We start from the raw sequence: 8,762 nt of genomic DNA, 5'->3' as shown, positions 1-8,762 counted from the left end.
CCTTCTCGGCCACCTGCGAGGACTGGCCCACCTGCGAGGCGATCTCGCGGATCGAGATGGAGAGCTCTTCCGTGGCGGCGGCCACCGTCTGCACGTTGGCCGAGGTCTGCTGCGCCGCGGAGGAGACAGTCACGGATTGCTGGGTCGTCTGGTTGGCAACCGCTGTCATGCTTTGGGCGGTCGCCTCCATCTCGGTGGCGGCCGAGGCCAGGCCCTGCGTGAGAGCCGACACCTGGGCCTCAAACCGCTGCGTGAGCTCGTCCAGAGCTTGCGCTCGGCGCATCTTCGCGTCGGCCTCGCGAGCCGCCTGCTCGGCGGTCAGCTCCTTGGCGATCAGCGCATCTTTGAAGACCTGGACTGCCGCAGCCATACCACCGATTTCGTCCGAACGGTCCTTGTCCATGACTTCAACACTGGTATGCCCGCTGGCCAGCTCCTGCATGGTTGCTGTCATTCGGACAATGGGGCGAGCCAACGACCGGGCAGCCAGCCATGCACCGGCAAGAGCCAGCGCCAAAAGTCCTGCTGCAACCAGCAGCATGAGCTGCCGAGCCGCCAGCGCACCTGCAACCATTGCGTCTGCCGGAACAGAAACCGAAAGAAGCCAGGGCTCCTTCACGCCCGGGAAATCGATCGATGCAACGGCGCGATAGAGCTCGACGCCCGAGGGGGCAGTTACGGTTGCATCAGCAAATCCAGTATCATCGATCTTTTCGGCAAGTTCAGTCAGCAACTTATCGTTTGCAGCCTTCCCAAGAAAATTGCTGTCCTTATGGGCTACCCACAGCCCTCCCGATCCGACCAGAGCCACGGAACCCTCACCGAACGGCTTCAGGCCGTTGATCACTTCGCTGATCTTGTTCAGAGCAAGATCAGCGGTCACGATGCCGATTCCGTCGCCTCCCCGTCTGACAACAGAGCTGACGGTCGTCATCAGGACATCCCTGCCGTTCACCGGATAAATGTAAGGCGGCGTGATGAGCGTCTGCCTTTCCTTCAGGGGTTTCTCGTACCAATTCTCGATGCCGGCCTCTTTCGTCATAACCAAGCGCTCGACCCCGATGGCACGATCAGGTGTCCAGAAGAAGTAGGGAACGAACCGGCCAGTCGCATCAGAGTACGGATGCTGCTTGTACTCCGCATCGCGGCCGTCGAGCGCGTCAGGTTCGAAAGCGAGGGTCATTCCGACCAGGTCGGGTCGGCCTTTGATGATCCGGGTCATGACCTCACCAAGCTCATCGCGGTCGAGCTGGCGGTCTGTGACAACCCCCTCCACAGCCGAAGTTGCGACCGTTGCTGCCACGATAGCTCTTCCGATCTCCTCCTGAACAACACCTTTATACTGGGTCAGAAGTGTGCGGGCTGCCGAGACAGACTCCGTTCGGCTGGTGGTCATCATGATCTGAGAGCCGGAGAAGGTCAGGATGGCGCTCGCGCCAATGAAGCCTATGCCGGCCAACAGCATAACCCGGCTCTTGATCGATCGTATCTTGAGGCTCATGTGCAATGCCGGGAAAACTCGTTATGAAAATTGAAATTAGGAGAGAAAGCGTAGCCAGCCAAGCTGTCCCGGGGCTTGCGAGGAGCCTCGCACTTATGCGCTCTAATCGATCAACCCTATGATCTTCCATGGGCACTCGGCTGAGAAACCTTTCGGATCTGTCGGAATAATTTGCTTTAGAGTTTCAGCTATCGTGTCGGCGGGTTCGACGGCGGAGGATAGCGTGTTCAAGGGCAGGCATTTTGATCGCTTAGTGGTCCTGCTCTGCGTCCGATGCTACTTGGCTTATAATCTGAGTCTGCGGAATCTTGAGGAGATGATGGCCGAGCGAGGCATCTCCGTTGACCATGCCACCGTCCACCGCTGGGCTACTCACAATACCTCGCCCCTGCTGGAGCAATTCAATCGCCGCAAGCGTCCAGTCACTGGCCAATGGCATGTTGACGGGACATACATCAAGGTGCGCGGGCAGTGGCAGTATCTTTATCGGGCCGTCGACAACAATGGCGACACGGTCGAGTTCTGGTTCAGTGACCGGCGAGATCTCGCCGCTGCCAAGCGGTTCCTGCGCAACGCGCTCAAGCGGCATGGCCGGTCTGAGCGGAATGTCATCGGTGGCAGCCAACCGAACCGTGAGGCGATCTTATCCTGTGATATTACGGACCGGCTGCAGGACAGGTCAAAGCGCAAGTTCAAGCCGGTCAGGATCCACCCGAGGCGCTACTTGAATAATTGCATTGAGCAGGATCACCGCGCCATCAAGCGGCGAGTGCGGCCGATGCTTGGATTTCAGTCCATGACCAGTGCCCGTGTGATTTTGGACGGTATCGAGATGATTCACATGATGCGTAAACAGCAGGCGAGGTACGCCTGCAATCCGCAGTCATCACTCGCGCAGCAGTTTGACCTGCTCGCAGCATAAACGCTTCACAGATTCCCAGCTTCCTTGTTGTCCCGTTCAGAATTTGCGACGCAACCCACAATGGTCTCAATGATTTATCAAGGAACAGGCAAACTCCGCGCCGTCCAGCCCCTGCTCGGTCACACCAAGATCGCGAGTACCGTGCGGTATCTCGGCACCGACATTGACGATGCCCTTCTGATTGCGGAGCAGATTGAGTTCTAACCACCTGAGGCGGCTCCCCGACGAGCCACCTCGAAGCCGATAGCTTGTTAAAGAGCAAGGTCTGGACCTGAGACTCAAGCAGTCGCAACGCAAAGGAGCGCCCCGTGTCGGAAGGCGGCGTTCGCGCGCTTGATGGCTCGCATAGGCGATCGTCGCGTCGGGCGTCCTCGTATGAGTGCGGCTTAAGCTAAGATCTCTCTAAATCTTGGCTGAGCCGCAGCCTCTTCAACTCGACGACACAGAGGTATTAGCCCGGTGCCGGATACGCTGAACATAGAGTTCATAATAATCATCAAGGCCGAACTTCTTGCCGAGTTCTCGACAAAGGAAATTTAACTCGAGAGCTTGCGGCCAGTCGCAGTTGCGATATGCAGCGAGCATGTCGCCGTTTCGTTCAACGAGCTCCACGAAATCAGGGTCTCCGAGAACATCAGCGTGACCCACAATCGTGAAAATCCGCTCCAGCTCGCGTTTTCCCCTCACCTGCAGATGATCGACTTCGAGAACGGCGAAGCGAGAGCGGACTGCTCGGGCAGTTTTCTCACCTACGACAATAGGGACACCATACAGCTTGGTCAGTCCCTCGAGGCGGGACGCTAGATTAACAGTGTCGCCCAAAACCGAATAGTTGAAGTGAAGATCGGATCCGAAATTGCCGACTACACAGAGGCCGGTGTTCAGGCCTATTCCGACTCTCAGCGGTGAAACTGGCTGATTGTCGCCAACTTCCCTCTGACGCTGCTCATTGAGGGCCTTAAGGCTGTCCAGCATTGCAAATGCCGCCTCGCATGCGTTCACCTCATGGTTGGGATCAGTGAGCGGAGCGTTCCAGAAGGCCATGATCGCGTCGCCCATGTATTTGTCAATCGTCCCACGGCGCTTGATGATGTCCCGCGTAAGCGGGGTGAAAAGCCGGTTGATGAGAGCCGTCAGCCCGTTTGGATCATCTTTGTAGAGCTCGGAAATGGCCGTGAAACCACGCACGTCCGAGAAGAGAACGGTTAGCTCACGTTGTTCTCCGCCGAGTGTCAGCTTCTCCGGAGATTGCGCCAACTGCTCGACCAGTTCGGGCGAGAGATACTGGCTGAAGGCCGATCTGATCCGGTAGCGATCTGCAGAAACGGTCACATAGTTGGTGCAAACGAGAACGGCGTAAACCAAGAAGCTTGCGACCAAGGGGAAAGTGTAGTCGATGAGAAGATCAAGGCCTGCGAACAAGTACCACGACACCCCCAGTGTCACCGCGGCAGTAGCGCCACCGAGAGCAAAGAGAGTTCCGGCATTCACCTTTGGAGCTTTGGCGATCAGCATCACACTCATCAAGGCTGCGAGCACAAGTTCAATGAAGGCTGTGTAGCTCGGCCGGCTCAGAGTCGAGCCTGTGAGAGCACTCTCCAGGAGCTGCGCATGCAATTCTACCCCTGGTAGGGCCGGGTGAATCGGGGTGACCTTGAGATCGAGAAGACCAGCGGCCGATGTCCCGATAAGCACCATCTTCCCTGCCAAGGCGCCCGCGGGCACTCTGTCGCGCAGGAGGTCGATTGCAGAGATGTATCTACCTAGGTTGGGTGATGAGTAATGAACCCAGACCCGGCCTTTTCCATCCGTGGGGATCTCGAAAGCGCCGACCCTGACGCTCCGAACACCACTCGGATCTGTCTTGACGAGAACGGTTTCCGATCCGGTGGCGACCCTCAGCATCTCAAGTGAAAGAGAAGGAACGATGGTTCCACCGGCCACCGCGACGACTGGGAGGCGTCGAACGACACCATCCCGGTCGGGAGAAACCGAGAACATGCCATGTCCTTGAGCGGCTTCGTCGAGAACGGCAAGATTTTGCAGCAGGTGTGGAAACTCGACCAAGAAGAGACGCGGGTCAGGACCGAGAGTTGCGATTCCCGTCTGGATCCCTGCTTGGGCGGTGGGCACAGACCCTGAGACTCGATACCCCGAACGTCCGAGCACCACCGCAGACGCACGAATGGCATTGGCAAAGATGATGTCGTTGCTGGGCAGGTGTCGGAGCTTCTCGCGTGTGGCGTCGTCTAAACCCTGAAAGGTCTCGGCCGCGACCTCCGGCGAGCTGCGATCAGGCTCCGGAAAAAGCACATCGAACCCGATGACCGTTCCGCCTCCTTCGACGATCTTCGCAACCATCTCCGCCATGATCGTGCGTGGCCACGGCCACTGCCCCAGAGCGCGCAGACTCTGCTCATCGATATCTACGATGGCTACGAGGTCTTGGCGCTCGGCGCGCGGGTGCATGAGCTGATAGATGTCGATCGACTTCAGACGAAGAGCCTCAACGAAGCCTGGATCCAGGACCCGAAGCGCAAGCAGGCTCAGGAGAAGCAGGAGACCGAGGATCCGGCCGGTCCCGAAGCGCCGCATCCACTTCAGAATGGACGGCATGGCTTTCGCTCCCCGGGAGCAGGGTCTCGTGCTTGAGCAGCGCAGTTCCGAAGGCTTCCGGATCGCGACCGTATGTTCTGTAGGAAGAAACAGTCATGCAGAAAACCGAAGGAGACAGCGGTCGGGGAACGTTCATTCACAGGATAGCATCCGTGGAGCGGGGCAGAGCGCCTGCGATAATCTGCTCGGTCGCAAGCACTTCACCGCTGGCGAACGTGACCGTTGCTGAAACTGCATTCTGATCGCCAGCGAACCGTCTCAAGCCGTCGACAGGTGCGTTGAGAACCAGTCCCCGTGACGTCAGAACGAGATCCTCTGGACCGATCTCGCCGTTATCCCTGCCGTTCACGATCACGTCGATATCGGTGATTGTCCCACTTGGCAGTGGTGACCCCAGAACAGATACATCTATCTGGCCCGGTGATGTCAGTAGAGAAGCTCCGCCGGTGTTGTCGATTTCATCCAGTTGTGAAAGGTCCGAACCCTCACCGACCCCGAGAGCGGTGATCTTGGCTCCATAGCGATCGTTCAGGATTGCGACCTCAACATCGATTAGGCCCTGCCCCCTGCCGTCAGAGAGAAAATACAGGAAGTTTGCCTCGCCTCCTTGGTCAAGACCTTGAAGGCGATCATTGGCAGCTCGCAAGGCGCTGGCAAAGTTCGTCTCGCCGCCTGCATCAAGGCCTCTGAGATAGGTAGCGATTGCTCCATCTCCGGCCTGCCCCAGGTTGAAGGTCGCAGCATTCACGCTGCTCTGATGCGGTTCCGTCGAGTCGGCCGGATCGGCACTCCCGTTGAAGGGAATAACCGTCACCGTGACATCTGCTGAGGAGAAGCCGAGGCTCCTCACCTGCTCGGTCAGCGCAATTAGACTAGCGATCTCTGCATCGAGAACAGTATTAGCACGGCCATCACTGTTGAGATCGCCAACCGGGGTTCCCACGAAGCCATCCGAGGTGCTGCCCGAGATATCGATCAGATAGAGAATATTCATTTGCGGCTGCAGAACCGGGCCGAGGCCGATCATCAGTTCCAAATCCGCCGTTGCAGCCGCTGTAGCCGTCGGCGCGTCGACCGAGAGAGAGACTGACTGGCGATTGAACCCGAGAATGTCAGTATCTGAAGAGACTTGACGGGGCGATGAGAACATCCCTGTTCCCCGGACCTGCAGGGTCACGGTTGCAGTATCGGTCCCTCCGTTGCTGTCGGATATAGTATAGGCAAAAGCCACGGTTGCGACTTCACCGGCACTGAGGGCTTGAAAGTCATCGCCAGGATCGAAGACGAGGTTACCCTTTGCATCCAGGTTGACGGAGCCCTCGATCGGATTCGTCCAGCGAGCCACTCGGATAGCATCGCCATCTATGTCGCGATCATTGGTGAGGACGTTAACGATCGTCTGCCCCGTCTCTTCGATAGCACCAATGCGATCGTTCCCTGCAACGGGAGCGTCGTTGCGGCCATCGACAATCCAGGTTGCTGATGCTGGCACGGCGGTGCCATTGTTGAAGATCAAAGTGTAACCGACAATGACAGTCTCTGTTTCTCCCACTCCCAGGTGCTGGTACGCCGGATGGGCGGGGTCCAGACGAAAACTTCGCTCGCCGTCGTGATACGTCACGCCGGGGGGCAGTGATGCCGGCACAACCGCTCGTGCGAGCGTTCCCGCCACTGATGGATCGAAGGCTGCCAGTGCGCTGAGTTGCGCAACCGGACCATCCTCTATCGCAGCACCCTGGGTCGGTGCAGGCGCTGCTATGAGGGGCGGAAGGATCACATCGCGGGATACGGTGCGTTGGAGAGGAAGAGGAGGTAAGACAAACTCAGAAGGATCGATTGGATCAACATCCTGGGGCAAGTTCACCGGGATGGTCGGGGTATCATAAGGATCGCTGCTGCCCCTCCTCTGCCGAGGCTCGACGGAAACGAACTGAAACAAATCCCTCACGAAATCGCTTTCACCGCGGATGTCGTCATCCGTTTTGGTGATCTGCGTAATCTGCGGAACGGAGCCGGACACTGGCGTCAGGAGGGTCGCGACGCGAGCATCCGACATTGATACGATCACGTGAGATGGGTTGTTCTTGTCCAGGAGAACGATTGAACCGACGCTTCCGTCCGGCTCGGTGAGCAGGGAGAACCGCGTCGCTCCGCTGGCTGCTGTAATCTCCGTCTGAACAGCTGTCCCCCGAATGGCCATCGTGGCGACTGGCGTGTCGATCTTGAGATCACCGGTCTTTGCAATGCGGCCTGCTACGAACCCGATCACACCTTGTACGAGCGTCAAAAGCGCCGAGTTCGCATTGGAGTCCGCAGCATAGACCAGGTCATTCAGCACCATCCGGGCGCTGGAGGACAGGCTGAAGACCGTCCCATCGTTGAACTTGATCGTCAGCGCCGAGTTCGGACCGGTTTGTACGACGTCACCCTTCGCGACTGTGTCGCCGAGCCGAAGCTCGGTTGAGACGCCATTCCGCAGTACAGTGACGGATCCTGATGCTTTTTCTACGCGGCCGATTGGAGGCGAAGCCATCGCTGCACCGCTTGCCTGCGCGTACTTCGCTGGCGCATCTGGACCTGCCAACGCCTCGACGGCCGCGCCCGTAAGGCTCGCCCCTCCCGGAGTTGTAATGCCGAGACGCCGCTCGTCCTTGAAGAATCCCAAGATGACAGCGGTTGTCTCGGGTGCTGTGAGAAGGAGATCGGCTCCTGATCTTCTGAAACTGGCGTTGAAAAGAAGATCTTTGTCAGGAAACGGAATTGCAGAATCTGGGTCAACAGCACGGCTCGACGCCTCAGATGCGTCGATCTCAATGTCGAAAATAGTGGCGCCGTCCCCAGATTGGTACACAGCAACCCCCTCGGGTTCATCTGATGATAGTCTTTTCGACAGCTCATTCCTACCGGAAGCTAATCCTAGAGAATGGAAGCCCCCCTGACAGGCTGCCTGTGAGGCGACAAGGTCATCCAGGTGCTCGGGACACCGCCGCGTTTGACAAAGCAAGTGTCGCATACCCGTAGGTTGCCCGGGCAGGATAGGCTCTGCCCCTTCGGCTAATGTAGCAATCCTTGAACGGCAGAGCTGCCCGGAAGGAGCTTGAGGTCCTGGACCGCTCTTCTGATACTGCTCGAACTCCGCCTGATACACATCTTAGCGAAATGGATGTCGCCTTTTGGTCAGGCACTGCCCTTCTGCGCAGCCGTGTGGACGTTCGCTCGCTGCCCGGATCAGCACGTTCGGCTCACTTCCACTCAGTGTCAGGGGCCACATGTCAGCCACAGCAAGGCTCAGAAACAGGAAAGCCCAGGCTCCGGGGCGAACGGACAGGATGTCCTCGCATCTCTGCCTCGCGCACTAAGGGCCTGGGCTGATTGGATACCGGACGGGCGCCTGCATCGCCAGGACAGTGCAGGAAAGGACCGGGCCGGAGTACATCCATCCGTGCACGGTCTCACAGAGAGCGGACGGTGACCCCGTCGCCTCGAAGTCCACATATGATGTCCGCTGGGATACCCCAGTGTAGGTAATGGAATAAAGTCTGCAAGGATCTCAGAGGCAGGGTGTACTGTTCGACGGCCGTTCTTTCGCTCGGTCAGAACCTCCCCGGCGGTTTCGGGTTGACGGCGTAGCGCCACCGTCCGGGGAACAGAGATGCCCGCCTCCAAAGTGCTCGTCGTCGCCACCTCGCATGACCAGATGGGATCCACCGGCCACCGCACCGG

Annotated in this window: 5 protein-coding genes; 2 read left to right on the top strand and 3 right to left on the bottom strand. The window is 58.3% G+C overall.

The annotated features are described in order from the left end of the window. On the bottom strand, positions 1-1,465 hold a 1,465-nt coding region (locus tag GR328_RS26040; RefSeq protein ID WP_160888559.1), incomplete at its 3' end, for a methyl-accepting chemotaxis protein. A 259-nt stretch (positions 1,466-1,724) separates the two neighbouring features. Here GR328_RS26040 and GR328_RS26035 point away from each other — a divergent pair. Then, positions 1,725-2,423, top strand: a complete 699-nt coding sequence (locus GR328_RS26035; RefSeq protein WP_160888558.1) for an IS6 family transposase — start codon at positions 1,725-1,727, stop codon at positions 2,421-2,423. Between the two features lie 60 nt (positions 2,424-2,483). After that, a complete protein-coding gene (locus GR328_RS27010; protein WP_205790330.1) occupies positions 2,484-2,627 on the top strand; it encodes a site-specific integrase in 144 nt (47 codons plus the stop codon). A 225-nt stretch (positions 2,628-2,852) separates the two neighbouring features. Here the strand turns inward: GR328_RS27010 and GR328_RS26030 are convergent, their stop codons facing one another. Together GR328_RS26030 and GR328_RS26025 are read right to left on the bottom strand one after the other, a co-directional pair. Further along, positions 2,853-5,018 carry a CHASE2 domain-containing protein gene (locus GR328_RS26030; protein ID WP_246216105.1) on the bottom strand — a complete coding sequence of 722 codons (2,166 nt, stop codon included), beginning with the start codon at positions 5,016-5,018 and terminating at the stop codon, positions 2,853-2,855. A 157-nt stretch (positions 5,019-5,175) separates the two neighbouring features. Beyond that, the gene (locus GR328_RS26025; protein ID WP_160888556.1) at positions 5,176-7,890 is read right to left on the bottom strand and encodes an Ig-like domain-containing protein; all 2,715 of its coding nucleotides are present in this window, start codon (positions 7,888-7,890) and stop codon (positions 5,176-5,178) included. Positions 7,891-8,762 lie beyond the last annotated feature (872 nt).

Source organism: Microvirga makkahensis, assembly GCF_009830105.1.
Taxonomy (GTDB): domain Bacteria; phylum Pseudomonadota; class Alphaproteobacteria; order Rhizobiales; family Beijerinckiaceae; genus Microvirga; species Microvirga makkahensis.
Note: the sequence above shows the minus strand (reverse complement) of the source record. Positions and strands in the feature narration are given on the sequence as shown.